15 protein-coding genes, 1 other RNA gene, 5 pseudogenes and 1 other annotated feature are annotated in these 23,722 nt (G+C 40.1%); of the genes and pseudogenes, 2 read left to right on the top strand and 19 right to left on the bottom strand.

Annotation, left to right across the window (positions count from 1 at the left end; translation table 11 throughout):
- Positions 1-155 precede the first annotated feature (155 nt).
- From ACEWFH_RS08605 to ACEWFH_RS08570, 8 genes and pseudogenes are all read right to left on the bottom strand, one after another.
- Positions 156-263, bottom strand: a complete 108-nt coding sequence (locus ACEWFH_RS08605) for a DUF3918 family protein (RefSeq protein ID WP_473727250.1) — start codon at positions 261-263, stop codon at positions 156-158.
- 43 nt (positions 264-306) lie between these two features.
- Positions 307-504, bottom strand: coding sequence for a hypothetical protein (locus tag ACEWFH_RS08600; RefSeq protein ID WP_066240196.1), 198 nt, complete (start codon positions 502-504; stop codon positions 307-309).
- A gap of 147 nt (positions 505-651) precedes the next feature.
- Positions 652-2,976 (bottom strand): annotated as a pseudogene (gene recD2, locus ACEWFH_RS08595) (SF1B family DNA helicase RecD2).
- 11 nt (positions 2,977-2,987) lie between these two features.
- The gene (locus ACEWFH_RS08590; RefSeq protein WP_473726863.1) at positions 2,988-3,575 is read right to left on the bottom strand and encodes a tetratricopeptide repeat protein; all 588 of its coding nucleotides are present in this window, start codon (positions 3,573-3,575) and stop codon (positions 2,988-2,990) included.
- Positions 3,576-4,114: 539 nt separating this feature from the next.
- Positions 4,115-5,235 (bottom strand): annotated as a pseudogene (mnmA, locus tag ACEWFH_RS08585) (tRNA 2-thiouridine(34) synthase MnmA).
- Positions 5,236-5,281: 46 nt separating this feature from the next.
- Complete coding sequence (locus ACEWFH_RS08580; RefSeq protein ID WP_473726862.1) at positions 5,282-6,421, bottom strand: cysteine desulfurase family protein; 1,140 nt, start codon at positions 6,419-6,421, stop codon at positions 5,282-5,284.
- A gap of 14 nt (positions 6,422-6,435) precedes the next feature.
- On the bottom strand, positions 6,436-6,855 hold the full coding sequence (gene cymR, locus ACEWFH_RS08575) for a cysteine metabolism transcriptional regulator CymR (RefSeq protein WP_066239593.1): 420 nt from the start codon (positions 6,853-6,855) through the stop codon (positions 6,436-6,438).
- A complete protein-coding gene (locus ACEWFH_RS08570) occupies positions 6,788-7,498 on the bottom strand; it encodes a YczE/YyaS/YitT family protein (RefSeq protein ID WP_473726861.1) in 711 nt (236 codons plus the stop codon). Before ACEWFH_RS08570 ends, cymR begins: the two co-directional genes overlap by 68 nt.
- Before the next feature lie 156 nt (positions 7,499-7,654).
- On the opposite strand from ACEWFH_RS08570, the gene ACEWFH_RS08565 reads away from it, so the two are divergent.
- Positions 7,655-8,989 carry an AAA family ATPase gene (locus ACEWFH_RS08565; RefSeq protein ID WP_473726860.1) on the top strand — a complete coding sequence of 445 codons (1,335 nt, stop codon included), beginning with the start codon at positions 7,655-7,657 and terminating at the stop codon, positions 8,987-8,989.
- A gap of 128 nt (positions 8,990-9,117) precedes the next feature.
- Positions 9,118-9,989: pseudogene (locus ACEWFH_RS08560) on the top strand (RsfA family transcriptional regulator).
- Positions 9,990-10,170: 181 nt separating this feature from the next.
- Here ACEWFH_RS08560 and ACEWFH_RS08555 read toward each other — a convergent pair.
- The 11 genes and pseudogenes from ACEWFH_RS08555 to ACEWFH_RS08505 form a co-directional block, all read right to left on the bottom strand.
- Positions 10,171-10,938: a tRNA threonylcarbamoyladenosine dehydratase gene (locus ACEWFH_RS08555; protein ID WP_473726859.1), complete on the bottom strand. Its 768-nt coding sequence runs from the start codon at positions 10,936-10,938 to the stop codon at positions 10,171-10,173.
- A 115-nt stretch (positions 10,939-11,053) separates the two neighbouring features.
- A non-coding RNA gene (gene ssrS / locus ACEWFH_RS08550) (6S RNA) lies at positions 11,054-11,234 on the bottom strand.
- A gap of 91 nt (positions 11,235-11,325) precedes the next feature.
- Positions 11,326-13,104, bottom strand: a complete 1,779-nt coding sequence (gene aspS / locus ACEWFH_RS08545; protein ID WP_473726858.1) for an aspartate--tRNA ligase — start codon at positions 13,102-13,104, stop codon at positions 11,326-11,328.
- Positions 13,105-13,118: 14 nt separating this feature from the next.
- The gene (gene hisS, locus ACEWFH_RS08540) at positions 13,119-14,387 is read right to left on the bottom strand and encodes a histidine--tRNA ligase (protein WP_473726857.1); all 1,269 of its coding nucleotides are present in this window, start codon (positions 14,385-14,387) and stop codon (positions 13,119-13,121) included.
- Between the two features lie 75 nt (positions 14,388-14,462).
- Positions 14,463-14,690, bottom strand: a binding site (T-box leader).
- Between the two features lie 61 nt (positions 14,691-14,751).
- Positions 14,752-14,907: a hypothetical protein gene (locus tag ACEWFH_RS08535; protein ID WP_473726856.1), complete on the bottom strand. Its 156-nt coding sequence runs from the start codon at positions 14,905-14,907 to the stop codon at positions 14,752-14,754.
- A 66-nt stretch (positions 14,908-14,973) separates the two neighbouring features.
- The gene (gene dtd / locus ACEWFH_RS08530) at positions 14,974-15,417 is read right to left on the bottom strand and encodes a D-aminoacyl-tRNA deacylase (protein ID WP_473726855.1); all 444 of its coding nucleotides are present in this window, start codon (positions 15,415-15,417) and stop codon (positions 14,974-14,976) included.
- A gap of 23 nt (positions 15,418-15,440) precedes the next feature.
- On the bottom strand, positions 15,441-17,624 hold the full coding sequence (locus ACEWFH_RS08525; protein WP_473726854.1) for a RelA/SpoT family protein: 2,184 nt from the start codon (positions 17,622-17,624) through the stop codon (positions 15,441-15,443).
- Positions 17,625-18,088: 464 nt separating this feature from the next.
- A complete protein-coding gene (locus ACEWFH_RS08520; protein WP_473726853.1) occupies positions 18,089-18,601 on the bottom strand; it encodes an adenine phosphoribosyltransferase in 513 nt (170 codons plus the stop codon).
- A 20-nt stretch (positions 18,602-18,621) separates the two neighbouring features.
- A pseudogene (gene recJ / locus ACEWFH_RS08515) lies at positions 18,622-20,975 on the bottom strand (single-stranded-DNA-specific exonuclease RecJ).
- A 72-nt stretch (positions 20,976-21,047) separates the two neighbouring features.
- A pseudogene (gene secDF, locus ACEWFH_RS08510) lies at positions 21,048-23,261 on the bottom strand (protein translocase subunit SecDF).
- Between the two features lie 164 nt (positions 23,262-23,425).
- Positions 23,426-23,671, bottom strand: a complete 246-nt coding sequence (locus ACEWFH_RS08505) for a post-transcriptional regulator (RefSeq protein WP_473726852.1) — start codon at positions 23,669-23,671, stop codon at positions 23,426-23,428.
- Positions 23,672-23,722 lie beyond the last annotated feature (51 nt).

The raw sequence follows: 23,722 nt of genomic DNA, 5'->3' as shown, positions 1-23,722 counted from the left end.
AGCCTGTAAACCCACTTCATTCGATTGTCTCTTGTCATATTTTCACCTTTTCTTTAAAAAACCCCGTCCTTTTTTGAGACGGGGCTTGCGTACTTTTAATAAATGGCTTTTGCGACTTTTTTCGGATTCTTTTTACCCGTCTTGAAGTCCAAAGATCAGAGATATCCGAAAAATTGTAATTCATTTTGGACATTCTTGACATCCTTTTTGTTTCTCATCGCATATGTTGCCGCTCCAATACCAAGTGCGAAAAGAGAACTCATCGTCCTGCTCATGCTGTATCACCTCGACATTAGAGTTTTGTACTTATGACGTGCTTTCTCTATAAGTCAGATCTTGATCTTCAAATAAATCATCGAGTGAAGTTAGAGAGCCGTCTTCTTCCACTTGATGAAGGGACAGTCTTCCTTTAACAATGGAAAGCTCAATAAAACAGTTCCAGCAATAATACTGGTTCACACCGATTTTCCCAATATCTTTTCTACTGCAGTTCGGACATTCCACTTGCTCTCGCTCCTTTAAATTTTACTTTTACAAGGGTGTCCTGAAACCAGAAAAAATATACGCAATTATTGGTTTTGAAGAATCTTGACTTCTAGAAATAAAAAAGAAATGTCCGACGAGATGACATCTTACATCTCCCGAACATTTCTAGTTTGTTTCGTTTAGAAGGGTCTCATTCGTTAAATCTTTTTCCAGCTGCGTTTCTTGAAGACGAAGTTTCAATCCCGAGAATCGTTCCAATTCGTCTGAGCGCTGAACTGCCCAAGTAAAAGCTTCTTGTTCACCACATAGAATTAAATATTCTTTACTTCTCGTTATTGCTGTATAAAGCAAGTTCCGTTTTAACATCCTATAATAGCTTTTTAAAACTGGAAGAATTACGATTGGATATTCACTGCCTTGTGACTTATGTATCGAACAGCAAAAAGCATGTGTGAAATGATGAAATTCACTTCTTTTATACGTTACTTCGATTTCGTCAAAGCTGATTACGATTTGGTCTTCTTTATCCGTATTCTCCCTGGCATAAATTACAGCAACAATCTCACCAATATCACCATTGAACACTTGATCCTCTGGTTGATTGACGAGCTGAAGTACTTTATCTCCTTTTCGGTAAAAAACATTGGCAACTTGCAGTTGACGCTGTTTTTGTTTCTCAGGATTAAAAGACGCTGAAGCTCAACATTCAATCGGTCGATTCCCACTGAACCTTTATACATAGGAGCTAGTACTTGAATATCCCTAGAAGTGTATCCTTTTTTTATTGCATTTTCACAAACTTGAAGAATCGCTTGAAAAACTTGTTCGCCTGAACATGAAAAAAACGTCTGTCGCTTTGAGGATTAAGTAGATCATCGGGTACGTTGCCGTTTTTCATTTCATGAGCTAATCGTATGATGGATGACCCCTCTGCTTGCCTGTAAATATCCACTAATCGTGTCTGTGGAATATGTTCGGATTGAAGCAAGTCTTTTAGCACTTGGCCTGGTCCAACAGATGGTAGCTGATCTTCATCACCTACAAAAATAATCTGAATATGCTTCGGCAGTGCTTTCGATAGAGAGTGCGCGAGCCAAATATCAACCATTGACATTTCATCAACAATTAACAGCTTCCCCTCAATGGGCTCATCTTCGTTCTTTTCAAAAGTTCCCCCACCTTTCCATCCTAACAAACGATGGATCGTGTGTGCCGGTATCCCTGTCGATTCAGTCATTCTTTTCGCAGCACGACCAGTTGGTGCAACAAGTAGTACAGGAAATGGTTCTTTTTTCCTCTGTAATCATCTGGGTTCAGACTCACACCATGAATCTCGCTATAAAGTTCAACAATCCCTTTTATTACAGTGGTTTTTCCTGTTCCTGGTCCCCCAGTCAATACCATTAGTGACGATGTTAAAGCTTTTTTATCGCCTCTTTTTGACTGTTCGCATATTTCATGTTAAGTCTTTTTTCAAGCGCTGATAGTTCACTTTCCAATTTTTCAACATCAATGTGATAATCGTTTTGCTGACTTTGTAATAATTGATTCATCTTTTGCGCAAATCCACGTTCTGCAAAATATAGAGAGGGCAAATACACAACGTTCTCTTTAATAATTAAACGCTGTTCCGCCTCCATGTCTTGAATCTCTCTAAAAATACTCATCTCATCGACCGTGTTCTTTCCATCTGCTAAAAGCTTTCTCACACCTTCTAGCAGATCTTCCATCGGCAGATAAGAGTGCCCGAGATCTGTTCCCTGATCACGCAGTACGAATTGACAAGCTGCTTGTATTCGGTTTGGATGATTCACTTGCATGCCATTTCCTTTTGCGATCTCATCTGCACGATGAAATCCAATTCCGGCAACATCTTCAATAAGTCGATAAGGTTCGTTTTTAATAACCGTAACAGCTTCATCCTGATACGTTTGAAAGATCTTCATCGCAAGCTGTGGTCCAATTCCATAGGGCTGAACCGCCATCATCACTTGGTCTAATCCTCTGTTCTGTAAAAGAGATTCGTGCAAGCTTTTAGCCTGATCTTCTGTTAACTTCGGAATCTGGCGTATGTATTCAGGGATTCCAACAGTTTGGTTATCGCATCATTCCCCATTACTTCAACGATATGTTCTGCCGTCTTCTTTCCTATTCCTTTAAACAGGTCACTGGAGAGATATTGAATCATTGCCTCTTTTGATTGTGGCATCTCTTTTTGAAAGAATTCGACTTCATATTGCTTGCCGTATTTGGGATGATCTTTAAATTTGCCATAAAATAAGTACAGTTCATCTTCTCGTAATGGCGGAAGAATCCCGTAACCATGACTTCTTTTTCATTGTAATTTTCACTTGTCTCTTTCACCCTTATTCGCGCAACGGTGTAGAGGCTTTCCGACTGATGATAGACAGTAGCAATCAACGTACCTTTTATAAATCGGGACGTTTCTGGCGTTTCATCGTCTAAATGAAAGGAAGGCTGCTGTGCCATAAAGCACCCCTTTAATGGTTTGTATTCTTACTTTCGATATTTCTTTTCCCGTTCCCTGCTAAATAATGGTCAGGTTGAATGTCTAGCGCTTTTTCGAATGCTTCAAGCGCTTCATCGTTTCGGTCAAAATAACTAAGTGTCACACCTAAGTTGTACCATGCATCCGCATGGTTTTCATCGTTTTGTACAACTTTTTCAAATGTGTTTAAAGCTGATTGTATATCTCCAGTTCTCGCTAGACACAGACCAAACTGAAACAGTGCCTCTTGATCCTCAGCGTTAAGTTCAGTTGCTCTCATCAAGTATGGAAACGCTAGCCTATTCTCACAGAGCGAAACGAATGACATACCTGTCATGAAGTGAGTGTCGCTATCTTGCAAACCACCTTTAATGGCCTCTTGAAAAAGTTTTGCCGCTTTGGCGAATTCCTCTAAATGGTAGCAAGCGATGCCAGCACCATATAGTGCCGCTATTGCATTCTCGTCAAGCGATAGGGCTTTATCAAAAAATTGAATCGCTTTTTCATGTTCATGAACAGCAGAAAGTAAATTTCCAAAGTTAATATAATGAACGGGATTTTGAGGATCCGCCTCAATCATAGATTCCAGACTTTTTGCCGCTTCCTCAAACTTCCCTTTTTTAGATATTCAAGACCTTTTGAAGGTTCCATCTGTATTCCCCCACTTTTGATTTCCTTCAAAAGTATAACAAATCGTGCTGGCTGACGCATAGTTTTTCTGAATGCTTTGGCGTGATGGGTGGAATCGCTCATAAATCTCTGGAATCGCTCATAAATCTCTGGAATCGCTCATAAATCTCTGGAATCGCTCATAAATCTCTGGAATCGCTCATAAATCTCTGGAATCGCTCATAAATCTCTGGAATCGCTCATAAATCTCTGGAATCGCTCATAAATCTCTGGAATCGCTCATAAATCTCTGGAATCGCTCATAAATCTCTGGAATCGCTCATAAATCTCTGGAATCGCTCATGCAGCGAGCATAGACATGCCGCTGCATGAGCACCACTATACCTTGGCTTATATCTATAAAGTCTAAAACCCCTTAAATCCTCAAAAACGCAAAAAAACTGGCTGTTTACAGTTTGCAATCTGCATTTAGCCAGTTTTTTATCATTCTTATAGATACGTAATCGGTTCATCGTTTTTGTATACAGTATCGATCGTTGCGCCGCCTAGACAAACATCTCCATCGTAAAACACGACAGCTTGTCCAGGAGTAATCGCGCGTTGTGGTTCATCAAAAACGACATGAAGGGTTTCGTCTTCCATTACATGTACGGTAACGCCCATGTCAGGCTGGCGATATCTGAACTTTGCCGTACACTTAAAAGTAGCAGACAAAGGCTTGTCAGAAACAAAGCTCATTTTAACCGCTTTTAAACTATCAGAATAAAGCTTTTCATTATGAAAACCTTGCTCCACATATAATACGTTGTCTTTTAAATTCTTACCGACAACAAACCATGGATCTCCGCTTCCACCAATACCGAGGCCGTGACGCTGACCGATCGTATGGTACATCAATCCATCGTGCTTGCCCTTAACTTCGCCTTCGAACGTTTGCATCTCACCAGGCTTTGCAGGCAGATACTGACTTAAGAATTCTTTGAAGTCTCTTTCTCCAATAAAGCAAATGCCTGTAGAATCTTTTTCTTTGCGGTAGCAAGTCCTGCTGCCTCCGCAATCTTGCGGATCTCAGGTTTCTTCAACTCACCGATCGGAAACAATACGCGCCGTAATTGTTCTTGGGAAAGCTGGTTAAGGAAATACGTTTGGTCCTTATTTTCATCAACACCGCGAAGCATTTTAACTTCACCATCTATTTCAGCCACACGTGCGTAATGGCCTGTCGCTACATAATCCGCACCTAAATTCATGGCGTGCTCAAGGAAAGCTTTGAATTTAATCTCCTTGTTGCACATTACATCAGGATTAGGTGTTCTTCCTGCTTTATATTCTTCCAAAAAGTACGTGAACACTTTATCCCAGTATTCTTTTTCAAAATTCACCGCGTAATATGGAATGCCGATCTGGTTACAGACCGCTATCACATCGTTGTAATCTTCTGTTGCTGTGCAGACGCCGTTTTCATCGGTATCATCCCAGTTTTTCATAAAGATGCCGATAACGTCATAGCCTTGCTCTTTTAATAAAAGTGCGGCAACTGAAGAATCCACACCACCGCTCATTCCAATGACTACTCGTGTATCTTGAGGTGCCTTTTTGTTTGATTCCATTTGCATACTGTCCACCTCATTTCTTTCATATGACAAACATTGTAACTTATTTTGTTAAACGTTTCACGATTTTTGCTGTCTCGATTGCCGCATACTCAATATCTTCCAAATTATTACCGTATCCGAAGCTGAATCGAACCGATGACTTTGTCCGCTCATCTTCTCCAAACATCGCTGCCAATACATGCGAAGGCTCATGCGAACCTGCTGTACAAGCCGATCCGCTTGACGCTGCAATTCCTGCTAGATCTAGATTAACTAAAAGAACTTCCGTTTTAACCCCAGAAAAACTGACGTTTAGTATATGAGGAAGTGTATATTCCTCACTTCCGTTTACAACATAAGTAATGCCCTCTTGATCCCAGATCTTTTTCATAGTTTCTCTATATTCTTGGTATTCCGCGTAACGATCTTTGCGCTCACTTTCAGCAAGAACGGCCGCTTTATGAAGTGCTCGGATTCCCGCTACGTTTTCGGTTCCTGCACGGCGTTTTCGCTCTTGCTCTCCTCCGAAACCTTGTGGAATAAATGGAGTGCCTTCTTTTACATAAAGAAAACCTGTTCCTTTCGGGCTGTTAATCTTATGGCCAGAAGCACTGAACAGGTCAATGTTCAACTCATTAACTTCAATTGAAACAAGTCCATATGCCTGAACAGCGTCTGTATGAAAAATGATTTCATTTTCTTTTAATATGTTGCCAATCGCTTCAATATCCTGAACTGTTCCTGTTTCATTGTTACAAAACATAATGGAAGCTAAAATCGTATCATTTCTTATTTCTTGCTGCAGCTCCTCAAGTGAGATTCTTCCGTTTTCATCAACCGATAAGTAGGTCACTTCAAAGCCTCTCTTCTCAAGTTCATGAAAAGTATGAAGAACCGCATGATGTTCGATATGAGTTGTAATAAGATGTTTTCCTTTACCTTGCAAAGCAGAAGCGACACCTAATATTGCAAGGTTATCACTTTCCGTACCGCCGCTTGTAAAAATGATTTCATTTCGGGACGCACCAATTGATTCCGCAATTGCCGCTCTCGCATCATCCAGTACTTTTCGAACTCGTCTGCCGAATTGATGAATACTTGAAGGATTTCCAAAATGTTCGGTAAGATACGGAATCATCTCTTCAACCACTTCAGGATGTACAGGAGATGTTGCAGCGTGATCTAAATAAACGTTTTTCATTACTCCATTCCTTCCTATATATAAAACATGTAAGCGTCCTGTCCGCCCTCATCTTCATAATTAGCTAAATCTTCAAGAGTTGTAGAATCCAATACGTCTTTTACCGCATCACGAATCTTAATCCATAAGTTGCGTTTAGCCGGTTCTTCATCGTCCATCACTTCTACAGGAGAAATCGGCCCTTCTAGAACACGGATTATATCTCCGGCTGTAATCGTCGAAGCTTCTTTAGCTAAAATATAACCTCCGTAAGCACCTCTTATACTTTTAACAAGCCCTGCATTCCTAAGCGGTGCGATAAGCTGCTCTAAGTAATGCTCAGATAGACTATATTCTTTTGCGATTAATTTCAAAGCGATTGGACCTTCACCTGATCTCTTCGCTAATGCCATCATGATGGTTAATCCGTATCGACCCTTTGTTGATATTTTCATATTGTTCACTCCGTTCTAATACAAACTTCACTAACTTCTGGCAATACGGAAGGGTTCTTCCTACGATTGCACCTATTGTTACACAAAAAAGAATGGTTCCGAATGAAACCGGTCCTTTTAACATCCACCCAAAGAATAGAACGATTATTTCCATAAAAAGACGAATGTTTGAAACTTTCATACCTGATTTTTCTGTAAGAGCGAGCATTAAGCTGTCTCTTGGTCCTGCTCCGCACTCTGATGAAATATACAGTCCGATGCCAAAACCTAAAATCAGAATTCCAATTATAAGGAACAGCCATTTCCCAACCCAAGTTAAGGGATCATGGAAAAATGGCAGCCATAAATAAAAATCGATAAACAAGCCAACAGACACCATATTTAAAAAAGCACCTGATTGAGGCATCTTTTTGGTTAATAATGATGTTGCTAAAATTACAAAAAAGCCCATAATGATCGACCATGTTCCAATCGATAATCCGAACTGTGCAAACAAACCGATATGAAGGACATCCCATGGAGCGCTTCCTAAGTCTGCCTTGATCATAAGAGCAATCCCGAAGGCCATAATAAATAGTCCTACAAAAAATACAGACCACTGAAACAAAAATTTGTTCCATCTTGAATGTTTTTGGTCTTTCACGATGCAAAATCCTTCCCTATTAAGTTGTCTGATTCTACCACTTTTCATAAATCTAAAGCTTATTATAGCATGAAATCATTTCACCTTGCATGACGTACTGATGTATAGTATTGTCATATGACGACTAGAACAAGTGTACGGAAGGATGAAAAATCAATGGACTTGTTTTCTTATAAAGACGAAAGCTCTCACTCTTTAAAAAGACCTCTTGCTAACCGCATGCGTCCAAGGAAGATTGGGGAGTTTATCGGCCAAGAACATATTGCAGGAGAAGGTAAGCTATTAAGACGTGCGATCGAAGCGGATCAGCTTACCCCAATGATCTTTTTCGGTCCTCCTGGAACCGGAAAGACCACTTTAGCTAAAATCATCGCTAACTCCACTTCTGCATGGTTTGAACAGTTAAATGCTGTTACTTCCGGAGTGGCCGACTTAAAAGTAATTATGGGAGCTGCGAGAGAAAGGCTTTTGTTAGAGGAAAAGAAGACGGTGCTCTTTATCGATGAAATCCACCGCTTCAACAAAAGTCAGCAGGACGCCCTTCTCCCTTATGTAGAAGACGGCAGTGTTATCTTAATAGGCGCCACGACAGAAAGTCCGATGTTCGAGATTAATCCGGCTCTCTTATCGAGATCACGATTGTTTCGCTTTGAACCTCTAACTGACGTGCATATCTCGAAAGTTATCGAGCAAGCACTTACCGATAAAGAAAGAGGATACGGTAAGCATCCGGTCAACATGGAAAAAGATGCTCAAGATCATATTGTTTCTATAGCGAACGGTGATGCAAGAACAGCTCTTAATGCGGTGGAACTTGCTGTGTTGACCACGAAACCAGATAAGGATGGCAACATCAATATCACACTTGAGATTGCAGAAGAATCCATACAGCAAAGAGTGCTTCAATATGACAAAAAAGGAGACAACCATTATGATACAGTCTCTGCTTTTATCAAAAGCATTCGCGGTTCTGATCCAGATGCCGCTCTTTACTGGCTTGCTAAAATGATTTACGCCGGAGAAGATCCGCGATTTATTGCACGCCGTCTGCTTGTACATGCTGCTGAAGATATCGGATTAGCTGATCCCAACGCATTGTTAGTTGCCCACGCTGCAAGCTATGCAGCTGATTTTACAGGGATGCCTGAAGCGCGTATCCCTCTTGCGGAAGCAACACTTTATTTAGCAACGGCTCCAAAAAGCAATAAAGTGATTACGGGAATAGATAAAGCACTCGACGCTGTAAAGAAAGAAAAAACAGGCCTTGTTCCCATCCACCTGCGTGACGCTCATTATAAAGGAGCAAAAGAATTAAAACACGGTGAAGACTATAAGTATCCACATCATTATGAAGATGGGTATGTACCGCAAGATTATTTGCCTCGTCATCTGCAAGGCAAGACTTTTTATGAGCCGACGGAACGCGGGTTTGAAAAAAATATAAAAAAACGACTCGACTACTTTAATGAACGAAAGAAAAAAGGACAGTAAATCTATGAGACTTTTAACGGATTTCTTGTTCTGACAGCTTTATAAGCTTTTCTAACTTATCAAACTAGCAAAATTTCTCTACCTCTGTGTATAGGATTCTCTCTCATTGGTAAACATGAAAAAAGTAAATGAATATTTTTGTAGCTAAGGAGAGGATTACCGTGTCAAAAATCAGACAGGACGCATGGTCAGAAGAAGACGATCTATTGCTGGCCGAAACGGTTTTGCGCCATGTCCGTGAAGGCAGTACACAGTTGCATGCTTTTGAAGAGGTTGGAGATAAATTAGAACGAACGAGTGCAGCTGTTGGCTTTCGATGGAATGCGATCGTTAGAAAAAATACGAACAAGCTTTAAAGATTGCTAAAAAGCAAAGAAAAGAGCGTCAGCGCGCTTTGGCAAGATCTCAGCAACAGCAGCCTAAGCCTGCAGCAAAGCCTGTTAAGCCAATTCAGCAGGTCCAAACACCTCAGATGCATGATGATGAAACCTATCATCCTGAAGAGTTCTTTAAAACACCATTTACGTATGATAGTAACAATGCAGCTTCAACACCTGCTACTCAAACTCCACCGAGTTATGTTCAGCAGGCTGCAGTTGAAGCACCGGCAGTTTCTGATGTTTCAAGAACAACAGCAGCATCGCCAGTTTCATTCACTAACCGTCAGCCACAAGCTAGTAACGTAGATGGAATTACACTTGACGAAGTGATAGATTTCCTAAATGGATTAAAACGAAACGGAATGGCCAGCGGTAAACTCGTTCAGGAAAATATGGAATTGCGACTACAGATGAACGAATTGCTGCAGCAAAATAAAGTGATGAAAGAACAGCTTGCCGTTCTTGAAAAAGAGCATCAAACGGTTCAGGAAGATTATCAAGCTCTTATTCAAATAATGGATCGAGCAAGAAAAATGGTGCTGTTTCAAGATGAGGAAACAAATCCAAACGTAAGCTTCCGTATGGATAAGAACGGAAATCTAGAGAAACTAGCAAAATAAAGTTAGATGACTCATAAGGGTGAAACTAAGCCCAAGTGAGTCTTTTTTTATGTGCGTTTGCTGAATGTCGTCGAAAATCGGATAAAAATAATCTATCTTCGAGCAATTAAATTTATCTAACCATCCAAAAAATATAAGAAAGGTCCTGACCAGAACCAGCCAGAACCTTTTCCCCTAATATTTATCGAATTCTTTCAATCTTTATATTGTTTTTCTCAATAATTTTATTGATTACATAGCCAGCCATATACAGTCCTGATACGGACGGAACAAACGCGTTGGAAGAAGGCGGCATTTTAGCTTTACGGATGCCAGGCGCGTTCTCAGGAACAATTTCTTTGCGGATTTCTTCACGGATTTGTACTGGTTTTTCATCTGAGAAAACAACCGGAATGCCTTTTGTGATCCCTTCTTTTCTTAGACGCTGACGGATAACCTTAGCGATTGGGTCATAGCTTGTCTTAGAAATATCAACAATTTGAAGGCGGGTCGGATCTAGTTTGTTCGCAACACCCATGCTTGAGATGATAGGAATGTTGCGGTTCAAGCATTCCTTCATGAGATGTATTTTATAGGAGATCGTATCAGATGCATCAACTACAAAATCTAAACCATATTCAAAAATTTGCTCATATGTTTCTTCCGTATAGAACATCTTAAGTGCGATTACTTCACATTCCGGATTGATCAGAGCAATTCTTTCTTTCATAAGGTCTACTTTCGGTTGTCCAACAGTAGTGACCAGAGCATGTATTTGACGATTCACATTTGTAATATCCACGTCATCTTTATCGATAAGGATCAGACGGCCAACTCCTGAACGAGCAAGAGCTTCAGCTGAAAAAGACCCTACTCCGCCGATACCCAGCACAGCAACGGTTGAATTTTTCAGAACGTTGATACCATCTTTTCCGATCGCAAGTTCATTTCTTGAAAATTGATAAAGCATACTAACGAAATCTCCTTTCAACGTGCACATAAATAAAGAAAATGCATCTTTATCAGCATATCCACTTTTGAAAACAAAATCAATATGCTTACTTGGTTTTTTTCCGCACAAAAAAATGAGCCCCAAAAATGCCGTCTTCCCTTAGTTTTGAACCTGCTCTCGCAGGTGGGTGTCCTGTTTCGCATTTTGTCCGTCCCCTATCTCTCAGGGCATGGACGCTGTGAGAAAACACAAACTCCCTAGTACTTAATGTTGGCTCAAAACTTTCGGGTTGTTAACGGTCACCATAGGACCCATCGCTTAAATTCATACTATCATACGAAGATATCAAATACAAGACAAAATGTGTCTCTGTAATAAACGATTCGTATTTTTCTAAATATTCACTCACTTGGTCTTTTGCTTTACTTTTACAGACAAGTGCAGTTCATCTAATTGCTTTTCATTAACCTGTGATGGTGCGTTTGTCAGCAAGCATGAAGCTGAAGCGGTTTTCGGGAAAGCAATCGTATCTCTTAAGTTGGTTCTGCCAGCTAATAGCATTACCATACGATCCAGCCCTAGAGCAATCCCGCCATGCGGTGGTGTTCCATACTCAAATGCTTCTAAAAGGAATCCAAACTCTTCACGTGCTGCTTCCTCAGTGAACCCTAATGTTTTAAACATTTTTTCTTGCACGTCACGCTGGTAAATACGCTGCGATCCGCCACCTAACTCATATCCGTTAAGAACTAAATCATATGCTTGTGCTCTTACTTCAGCAGGATTTGAATCCATTAAATGAAGATCTTCTGTCTTAGGCATTGTAAATGGATGGTGAAGAGCAACAAAGCGATCAGCATCTTCATCGTACTCCACAAGCGGGAAGTCCACGACCCATAAGAAATTGAATTTTGATTGATCGATCAGATCCAGGTCTTTCCCTAATTTTTGTCTTAGAGCACCTAAGCTGTCCGCTACTACTGAAGACTTATCTGCCACGAATAAAAGCAAATCTCCTTCTTCTGCTTGAAGGGCACTTGAAAGGTTTGCTGCATCTTCTTCATTAAAGAATTTGGAGATCGGCCCTTTTAAGCCTTCTGCCTCAACTTTCATCCAAGCAAGACCCTTTGCTCCGTAACGAGCTGTGAATTCAGTAAGTCCATCGATGTCTTTTCTGGAATAGTTGGCTGCTTTTCCTTTAACGTTGATCGCTTTAACTTGCCCACCGTTCTCAACTGCTGCAGCAAATACTTTAAACCCTGATTCCTTCACAATTTCAGAAACGTTAATGAGCTCTAGACCAAAACGAGTATCGGGCTTATCTGAACCATAGCGGTCCATAGCTTCTTTGTAAGTCATTCTTGGGAATGGCTTTGGAATCTCAACACCTTTTACTTTTTCCAATAGCCCAGTCATCATCTCTTCCATCATAGATAAAAGTGGTTCCTGGCCCATAAAAGAGGTTTCGATATCGACTTGTGTGAATTCCGGCTGACGGTCTGCACGCAAGTCTTCGTCTCTAAAACAGCGAACGATTTGATAGTATTTTTCAAACCCAGAGACCATTAGAAGCTGCTTAAATAATTGCGGAGATTGCGGAAGTGCATAAAATTCTCCTGGATGTACTCGACTCGGCACAAGATAATCACGTGCTCCTTCAGGTGTGCTCTTCGTAAGCATCGGTGTTTCCATCTCCATAAATTCTTCTGTTTCTAAGAAATTACGGATATAGCGAGTTACCTCATGTCTCATCTTCATCGTTTCTTGCATAACCGGACGACGCAAGTCTAGGTAACGATATTTTAATCGAATGTCTTCTGTAATATCTGCATCTTCAGAGATAGAGAAAGGAGGTGTTTTCGCACTGTTTAAAATCTTAATGTCTTCACCTGAGATTTCAATCTTACCCGTAGCCATTACAGGATTTACAGTACTTGGATCACGTTCAATTACGTTTCCAGTTACAGTAAGAACATACTCACTTCTTACTTTTTCAGCCGTTTCTAGAGCTTCAGCTGATACTTCAGGTGAAAAGACGATCTGTACAACTCCTGAACGGTCACGAAGATCGATGAAGATCAATCCGCCTAAGTCACGTCTTTTTTGTACCCAACCCGTAATCGTTACTTTTTCACCGATAAATTGTTCAGTAATCTTTCCACATTGATGTGTGCGATATTCCATAAGATGTGTCCTCCTTAATTTCCTTGCTTGATAAATGTACTCAATTCTTCGATCACTACTTCTTGTTGATTGCCAGAATCCATATTTTTAACGTTAATGATTCCTTTTGACAGTTCTTCTTCACCTAGTATTGCAACATATTTTGCCTTCAATCGGTCAGCGGCTTTAAACTGTGCTTTCATCTTTTTATCTAAGTAGTCTTTGTCACTCTTAATACCGTTCTGACGAAGCTTACTTAAGATTGAAACCGATTTTTTCTTTGCTTCATCACCGAGCGCAACAACATAACAATCCAGCTCTTCTTCTGTTTCTAGCGTGACGCCCTCTGCTTCCAGCGCTAGCAAAAGCCGTTCTAAGCTCATCGCAAATCCGATACTTGGAGTAGCAGGACCGCCCAAGTCTTCAACTAGGCCGTTATATCTGCCGCCACCGCTAAGTGTTGTAATGGCACCAAAGCCATCTGCTTCACTCATGATCTCAAACGCAGTGTGGTTGTAGTAATCTAATCCTCTAACTAGCGTTGGGTCAATCACATACTCAATGTTCATCGCATCTAAACTTGACTTTACGTCTTCAAAGTACGCTTTTGAGTCTTCGTTTAAATGTTCCAAGATTGAAGGAGCATTCTTCATGAGCTCGTGATCACGGTCTTTTTTACAATCTAGAATTCGTAGTGGATTCTTCGATAATCGGTTCTGACAATCTGAACAGAATTCATCAATTCTAGGTTCAAAATGTGCAATCAGTGCTTCTTTATGAGACTTGCGGCTTTCAGCATCGCCTAATGTATTCAAAACAAGACGAAGCTTTTTCAAGCCAAGCTCTCTATATACTGTCATAGCAAGTGAGATTACTTCAGCATCAATGGCAGGATCTGCTGAACCCATCGCTTCGATACCAAACTGTACAAATTGACGATAACGCCCTGCTTGCGGCCTTTCATAACGGAACATAGGCTGAATGTAAAATAGTTTTACTGGCTGCCCTGGTAGACCGAACATTTTATTTTCTACATAAGATCGAGTTACAGGTGCTGTGCCTTCTGGACGAAGGGTTAAGCTGCGGTCACCGCGATCATTAAATGTGTACATTTCTTTTTGTACGATATCTGTTGAGTCTCCAACACCTCGCTGAAACAAATCAGTATGCTCAAAGATCGGTGTGCGGATCTCTTTATAATTAAAACGCGCTGATACTTCTTTTGCTTTTTGTTCGATCAGCTGCCACTTTTCTACTTCTCCTGGGAGTATATCTTTCGTTCCCCTTGGAATGTTAATACTCATTTTCTTTCATCCTCCCGTTTGTTGGTTATTCGTTAAAATCAAAAAAATCCCGTCCCTTATGAAATGTGCCATTTCATAAGGGACGGGATTTCCGCGGTGCCACCCTGCTTCGAAGCTAAAAAGCTTCCTCATTATGCAAGTAACGATTGCACACGTGTAACTCTACTGAGGTTTATACTAACCGTTCGAATTAAAACCTATGAAGTGTCTTTCACTTTATCATCAGGGAGAAATACTTCCAGCCAAGGTATTTCCTCTCTAACCCTGTGGGGTAAAGGTACTTTTCTTCGTCATCAGTTTTTCATTTTGGAATTGTAGACTATCATACTTTTCAATAGGGTATGATGTCAATAGTTTTCTCGTTTTATTTTTTCTTTAATTGGTTGACTTGATACAAATCCAATCCAAATTCTTCAGCGAGTTCCATATTGTTCGATGATTTTTCAAGAGAAAGAAAATCATGAAAACTGAGATTCTTCCAACCTGGAACCCCTTCCATACCTTTTCGATTCTGCCTCATAAAAAAACTCCTCCGCCTTTTTTGCTTTAGTCTTTCCAACAAGGCGAAGGTTTCATTCATTTCTATTTACAATTTAGAATCTAAAATCAATGTTACAGGTCCGTCATTCGTGAACGATACATCCATCATCGCTCCAAAAACACCTGTTTCCACATGAACACCTAAATTTCTAAGCTTGTCGTTAAAATATTCATACATCGTGATAGCATGATCAGGTTTAGCGGCTTCCATGAAATTCGGCCGTCTTCCCTTTTTCGTATCACCATACAGAGTGAATTGAGAAATAGAAAGAATGCTTCGCCCCATATCCTTCAGTGACAGGTTCATTTTTTCATTCTCATCCTCAAAAATACGAAGGTTTACGATTTTTTCTGCTAAATAATCAGCATCTTTCTCTGTATCGTCATGGGTAACACCAACTAATAGCACAAGGCCGCTGTCAATTTTGCCCTTCACTTCCGAATCAACAGAAACCTCTGCATTTCTAGCACGTTGCAATACTACTTTCATTACAATCTCACTTCCCTTAAAACCTATTGCATAAGACGTCTTACTGCATAAATATCAGGAATGCGTTTAATTCGCTCTACAACTTTTTGAAGATGGCTAACATTGTGGATTGAAATAGACATACTAATCGTTGCCATTTTATTTCGATCGGATTTACCGCTAACCGCTGTGATGTTTGTCTTTGTTTCGGCAACTGCATGCAGTACCTCATTAAGAAGACCACGTCGGTCGAATCCGTTAATCTCAATGTCCACATTGTAATTTTTAGGCTGTTCCAAATTACCTTCCCACTCAACAGGCAACAAACGAACTTGCGCATCTTCGTTATGAACATTCACACAGTCTTCTCGGTGAACAGAGACACCACGGCCTTTTGTAATGTAACCGACAATGTCATCTCCAGGTACTGGGTTACAGCACTTAGATAAACGAATCAACATGTTATCAATACCTTTTACTACGATACCAGAATCTGTTCGTCGTTTTGGCTCCGGCTTTTCAGCAGAATCCCTGATCGCGTCGAGAAGCTCAGAATTATCCGGATCCTGCTCTTTTTTACGGCGTACTTTATCTGTTAGACGTGTAGCGATTTGAGCTGCGGTGATACCGTTATACCCAACTGCTGCATACATATCTTCTTCGCCTGCAAAATTATACTTTTGAGCAACATATTGTAGATTTTCAGTTGTGAATATATCTTTAAGCTCGTAACCACGATTTTTAATCTCTTTTTCAACGAGCTCTTTACCTTTTGCAACGTTCTCTTCTCTTCTTTCACGCTTAAACCATTGACGAATTTTATTTTTCGCATGAGAACTTTGCGTGATCTTCAGCCAATCTTGACTTGGTCCATAAGAGTGCTTACTCGTTAAGATCTCAATGATATCCCCCGTTTTTAAACGATAATCTAATGTGACCATCTTCCCGTTCACCTTTGCTCCAATGCATCTGTTACCGATTTCTGTATGAATACGGTAGGCAAAATCGATTGGAACAGAACCTGACGGTAGTTCATATACATCTCCTTTTGGCGTGAAAACAAACACCATATCAGAGAAAAGATCGACTTTTAATGATTCCATAAATTCTTCGGCATCTACAACATCATTTTGCCACTCAAGAATTTCACGGAACCACGTCAGTTTATTTTCAAAAGTACTTACAGGTGCTTTTGACGCACCTTCTTTGTAAGCCCAGTGTGCAGCAATCCCGTATTCCGCTACACGGTGCATATCTGAAGTCCTGATCTGAACTTCAAGAGGATCTCCTTTTGGACCGATAACGGTCGTATGGAGTGACTGGTACATATTTGCTTTAGGCATGGCAATATAATCTTTGAAGCGCCCTGGCATCGGTTTATATGCAGTGTGAATAATCCCTAATGCCGCATAGCAATCTTTGATGTTTTGAACGATAATTCGAACGGCAAGCAAATCATAAATCTCGTTAAACTGCTTGCCTTGTTTAGCCATTTTACGATAGATGCTGTATATATGTTTCGGTCTCCCAGAAATATCTACCTGAATGTTAACTTCTTTTAACTTGCTCTTCATTTCATCCATCACTAGATGAACATACTCTTCCCGTTCAGCGCGTTTTTGCTGCATTAAGTTAACGATTCTGTAGTATTGCTGTGGATTTAGGTACCTTAAAGAAACATCTTCAAGCTCCCACTTAATGGTTGAGATCCCAAGACGATGGGCAAGCGGGGCGAAGATTTCCAGCGTTTCATTCGCTTTTTGAATCTGTTTTTCTTTTGGCATATGTTTAAGCGTACGCATGTTGTGAAGGCGGTCGGCAAGCTTGATCAGAATACATCTAATATCTTGTGCCATCGCAACAAACATCTTCCGGTGATTCTCTGCCTGCTGTTCTTCTTTTGACTTAAACTTAATCTTCTTCAGTTTTGTAACACCGTCAACAAGCATAGCCACTTCTTCATTAAACTGGTTAGAGATATCCTTTAAAGTTATAGACGTATCTTCAACTACATCATGAAGAAACCCTGCAGCTACAGTTACAGGATCCATTTGCAGGTTTACAAGGATAGCTGCTACTTCAACAGGATGATGAATATAGGGCTCTCCCGATTTACGGAATTGTCCCTCATGTGCACTTTTTGCGTATTCATAAGCCTTCGTAATAAAGCCGATATCGTCTTTAGACAGATAACTTTCCGCTTTTTGCAATACTTGCTCAATCGTCATGGAATCACCTTACGTTGTCATTGTATATTGCTTCTATTATCGTTAAATTGAACCCTCATGTAAAGCGAAAAACGAAATTTGTCGAATGAATGGGCAATTTTTGTGACAGGATTGTAAAAAAAGCTGTTTTCTCACTTTTTGTTTTTGAAAATAGTTGATTTCCGTTTCAGTTCGCTCGCTTTCCGCGGGGCAGGCGGTGAGCCACATTCGTACGTTTTACTTTTAAGTGTCTCGCCTGCCCACTTCAAGGAAGTATTCTTGCTCCTGCGCCTACAAGTAAAGCTACCGCAGTGAGCTTCCTCGTCGCATGCCTTGCGAGAAGATTCTCAAGTGGTAGGCCCGCACCTTGCACTCCAATCAACTGTTCAAAGATGACAACAATCCTTTAGAAAAGTGCCTTTAAAATACAGCTTTTTAGAAGAGAACTAAAAAAGAGTTCCATTAAAAGGAACTCTCTCATCTGTTTAGTATTGAGTTAAAGTGAAAATATCATAACCTGATAGCTTCTTACGGCCATCTAAGTAAGTAAGTTCAATCATGAAAGCAATTCCGGCAACTACTCCACCAAGTTCTTCAACAAGTTTGATCGTTGCTTCAATTGTTCCGCCCGTTGCAAGTAAATCGTCTGTGATCAAAACTTTTTGTCCTGGTTTGATCGCGTCTTTATGCATCGTTAAAACATCTTTACCATATTCAAGACCATAATCGACTTTAATTACTTCACGAGGAAGTTTTCCTTCTTTTCGAACTGGTACGAATCCAAGTCCGAGTGTGTAAGCTACTGGGCAGCCTACGATAAATCCACGTGCTTCAGGTCCTACGATTACATCAACCTGTTTTTCTTTTGCGTACACAGCAATGTCATCCATCGCTTGTTTATATACTGCACCATCAGACATAAGTGAAGTGATATCTTTGAAACGAATGCCTTCGATTGGGAAATCTTCTACTACTGAAATAAACGGCTTATAATCCATGAATCTTTGCCTCCTGAAAATTACAAACTGGCTTTTGGCCGTGTTTGTTCTGCAAACCAGCTTTTTAAAGAATGATAAGAAGAATAAACGAGCTGATTCTCAATGTCTGCTTGTTCAAACTTTTTCTGATATGTATCAGAACTTTCTAATTCTCGTTTGCTAGGTTCTTTGTTAATGAAAATAACACCATCGTCTATTGTAACAAAATCCAGCTCAAAAAACACCTTTGACATAAAATCTATTGTTTCTTTCGACCAGCCCTTCCATTTTGCCAGTTCTGCTCCATCTTTACGAACATTAAATGTTTTTCGTTTGGCTAAAAACCATAAAACCATTTAAAATGTTCTCTTGTTGGTAATGTGGTGAAAAAATGTTCGGTGTTTTGGTGGAACACCGCATAGATTCTAGATGGTTCTCCGATCATTTCGAGCCATTCAGAAAAGCGAGATAGGGATGATGGAACATCTAAAAACACCAAGTATTTGCCTGTGAAATGATCTTTCGGGAGAGTGAAAAGTTCATCTTCTCCGATCACATCTGCAGACATTTCCTCCATGCCAAGATGCTTTAATGTTTGCTGCTGATCAAACGCGATAAAACAAGTTTTACTATACGGCAGCCCGATCAGTCTTTTACTCACATCTTTTAGACCTCGGTAATCAAAAAGCTGAAAGTGAGCAACGGAGAGGTCTTCGAGCATCAATTGTGGTTTTCGATAACCGTTCCATTCGTTTAATTGAATCTGACCAACTAATGAAAGCAAGGAGTAAGGAGTCATCTCATCAAGTAAACTTCCTTTTTGAAAACCTATACAATCCAATACTGACATCTCACTGTTTCCTACTTGTAACTTTAAATGATTGGACTGACTGCCGATCCTTTTCATCTCCCGAATTGGCACTTCTTCAATCAATACGCGAGGTGATGGATTTCCTACACCAAATGGAGCTAACGTACTTAGCATTTCAACTGTTTCCAGCGAAATCTCACCTAGAGTAGCACTAAGATCAATAGATGTTACAGGAAGATAGTCTTCTGGCTGTAAACAAATCTTCGCTTGCTTAATGAGCCTGTTTCTTAGCTCATCCACATCATGCATCGACAACGTCATGCCTGCTGCCATTGGATGTCCTCCGAAATGAGGAAGGATGTCTCTTGATTCCGACAGGTTCTCAAACATATCGAACCCTTTAATGCTTCGGGCTGATCCTTTTGCCGTTTCCTTCTCAGGATCTAAACAAAGCACAATCGTTGGCCGATAAAATTTTTCTACCAATCGTGAGGCAACAATTCCGATAACCCCAGGGTTCCAACCCTCTTTCGCAAGAACTAACACTTCATTTTCCTCAGGCGGAAAACTCTCTTCAACCATTGCAATTGCTTCTTTCGTGATCTCATTAACGATTCCTTGACGCTCTTTGTTAACTAAATCGATCTCTTCTGACAGCATGGCAGATTCTTCACGGTCGCTTGAAGTAAAGAGTTCCACAACAGGCATGGCCGAACCAAGTCTTCCCGCTGCATTTACTCGCGGCCCGATCGCAAATCCTACATCTTCTGCTGAAAGTTCCTTATCGTTGAGTCCAGCTACTTTTAACAGTTCTTGCAACCCTATTTTATCTGTTTTGGAGAGTGCTTCTATTCCCAGTTTCGCGATCACTCTATTTTCATCTACGAGTGGTACAAGGTCTGCAATCGTTCCAATACACGCAAAATCAAGCAAGTGCAGCAAAGGTTTTCCATGGAGCGCATGTGCTACTTTAAAAGCTACTCCTACACCAGCAAGACCGGAAAAAGGATATGTGCAGCCAGGTTTCTTAGGATTAATGATGCTATATGCATCTGGTAATACAGGGGGCGCTTCGTGATGATCGGTGATTATAAAATCAAGTCCGATCTCTTTTGCAACAGCTGCTTCATGTACAGCAGAGATTCCCGTATCTACGGTTACTACAAGTGAGTAACCGTCTTCCTTTGCTTTTCTGAGTGCAGGTTCATTAGGTCCGTATCCTTCTGTGAATCGATTCGGAATGTAATAGTCGAACTGTGCGCCTAATTCTTTCAGCGCATAGTACATAACCGTTGTACTGCTAACACCATCTGCGTCATAGTCTCCAAAAATTAAAATCTTTTCCTCAGATTCTACCGCTTTATGTATCCGCTCAACACTTTCTTTCATGCCATCCATCAAGAACGGATCGTGAAATTGATTTACATCTATTTTTAAAAATGCCTGTGCTTCTTCTATTGTCTCAATCCCTCTTACGATTAACAGATTCGCAATAAGCAGAGGTACGTCTAATTCTTGGGACAACCATTTTGCCTTTTCTTCCGAAGGTTCTTGGATTTCCCACCTCGTTCTAGGCTCCAGCATAAAAATCACCTCTTAACCTATTCATTATACAAAACAGGATAAGAGGTGACAATTTATGAATGAAATTTATCTTTAGATTTCTGGTTCTGGTTCTACTGGTCGTGTTCTTTTCGATTTCATCTGCCGTGATTTCATTACGTACCACAACTGAGAGGCGATAAAGATCGACGAATACGCACCAAAAGTAAGACCGATTAACAATGCGATGGAGAAGTTTCTGATTGAATCTGCTCCAAAAATTAAAAGAGCAACTGCTGCGATGACAACCGTCAATACAGTATTGATGGAACGACCTAACGTTTCGTGAATACTTCTATTAACAATCTCAGCTAGCTTTTCTTGTGTTTTTACTTTTTCAAGTTTCATGTTTTCGCGAATACGGTCAAATGTAACAATCGTATCGTTGATGGAATAACCAACAATGGTCAAAACAGCTGCGATAAACGGCAGATCAACTTCTATTCTGAAGATACTGAAGATCGTAATAATCATAAACGCATCGTGCAGTAATGCAACAACTGAGGCAACAGCCATGGACCACTCGAAACGGAACGCTACATAGATAATGATACCAATTGAAGCAATAAGAACTGCAAATAGTGCGTTTTGTGCAAGCTCACGGCCAACAGTCGGTGTAACAGTACTTACACTTGGTGTTTCACCGTATTTATCTTCAAAATGCGTGTTTATTTTTGCCACTTCGTCTTTTGATAATGCTCCTTTAAAGGCAACATTTGCTTGATCATTATTTCCAGCGAGTACTACCGATTCTGGTTCAAAACCAAGTGACTTAAACTCTTCTTCAACACCCTCATTTGTTAACGTTTCAGTCGCTTGTATATGAACACGTGAACCACTATCAAAATCAATACCAAGTTTCAGACCGATTGTAAGCAAAAATACAATTCCAACAATCGTAAGGAGAATGGAGATGATGAAATAGAGGTTTCTGTTTTTTACAAAGTCGTAATTAAAGCTCACGGATGTCACTCTCCTTTACACCAAACAACCCTGGCTTTTTATCCATCACACGAGACTGAACCCATAATCCAAGGAATAGTCTTGTTCCGAAAACGGCTGTGATAAAACTTGCCAGTACCGAAATGATTAAAACCAATGCAAATCCTTTTACCGAGCTCGTCCCATATGCGAATAAAACAGCTGCAGCAAGGATCGTTGTAATGTTTGCATCAAAGATCGTTGTAAATGAACGGCGGTTCCCTGCTTTAAAAGCACTTAAAACGGATTTTCCGCTTCTTAATTCTTCTTTTATACGCTCATACGTGATAATGTTTGCATCAACTGCCATACCAACACCTAGTATAAGTGCGGCGATACCAGGCAATGTTAAAACGCCGTTCATCAAATAGAAAATGGCTAAAATCAACCAAATGTAGATGGATAAAGTTAATACAGCAATAATTCCCGGAACTCGGTAGAAGATCAGCATGAATAAAAAGATCGCTGCAATACCAATAAAGCCTGCAAGCACTGTTTCATTTAATGCTTTTTCTCCGAATTTCGCTCCAACAGACGTGGAATAAACTTCATCAAGCTTCACTGGCAAAGCTCCTGCATTTAGAATGCTTGCAAGACTTTGTGCTTCTTCCACAGAGAATTGACCCGTAATCGTTACATCTTTTTGCGTAAGCACTTCATTTACAAAAGGAGCTGAAATATATTTAGGTTCTTTTCCTGCGAGTTCCTTCTTTTGTTCTTCTTTAAAAGAGTCGCCTTTTTCATAATCTAGCCAGATGACTAAATTGTTTTCACCTTGTGGCTGACGCTTAAGAACTTCTTCTGTTACTTGTTGAAACTTTTTAGCGTCTTTTAGCTTTAGAGATACAATGGGCTTATTGTTATTCGATTCAAACGTTTGTTTTGCACCATTTCCCTCTAAATCTGATCCATCAAGCAGCACTTTATCATCAACATCACGGAAAGTAAGCTCTGCTTGTGTAGATAAAAGTTCACGCGCTTTGTTTTGATCAGATACTCCCGCAAGCTGAACACGTATACGGTTATTGCCTTCGATTTGAATCTCAGGTTCAGAAACACCTAATACGTTGATACGGCTGTTTAAAGCTTCAACCGTACTCTTTAACGTTTCTTGTGTTATTTTTTGACCTTTTTTACGGGTTCAACTTCATAAAGCACTTCAAAACCGCCTTGGAGATCAAGTCCAAGCTTTGTTTCTTTTACGATCTTTTCTGTCGTAAGCCCAATAAGTGCGGCAAACATTAGAAGTACAACAAAAAAGATGACGATCTTACTTCTTTTTACCACTTCAAGAAACCTCCTTCATGCTGCACCAAAAAGACAACACTATGTATAAGTACGAATACTAATCCTTCCCATTATAGCGATTGTTGTTTTTTTCTGTCAATTTGTCATGGGAATATTCATAAATAAAACATAAACAAAGTGAAGCGTATGCTTCACTTTTGATATTATTGCTCTTTATAAGATCGAATCGTAAGCCACGTCATAAAATCATTCAGTGAAAGTGCTAAAATTTGATCGACTAACGCATATAGGCGAGGCTCAATTTTCTTTTTCTTTAACCTAGCCTGTACACATTCCCATATTTCCTCTTCTGTAACACTTTCATACCCCATATAATGAAATTCTTCCTTTTTACTCTGTACGGCTGGCTTCACTTCTTTTTTCCAATGAGTAAAATGAGTATCCTCCATCAGTCTTCTCTCCTTTCAATATGAAACAAGCTGTCATGACCTTTCACACAT

It is taken from the genome of Fictibacillus sp. EA-CB0309 (genome assembly GCF_055814265.1).
Note: the sequence above shows the minus strand (reverse complement) of the source record. Positions and strands in the feature narration are given on the sequence as shown.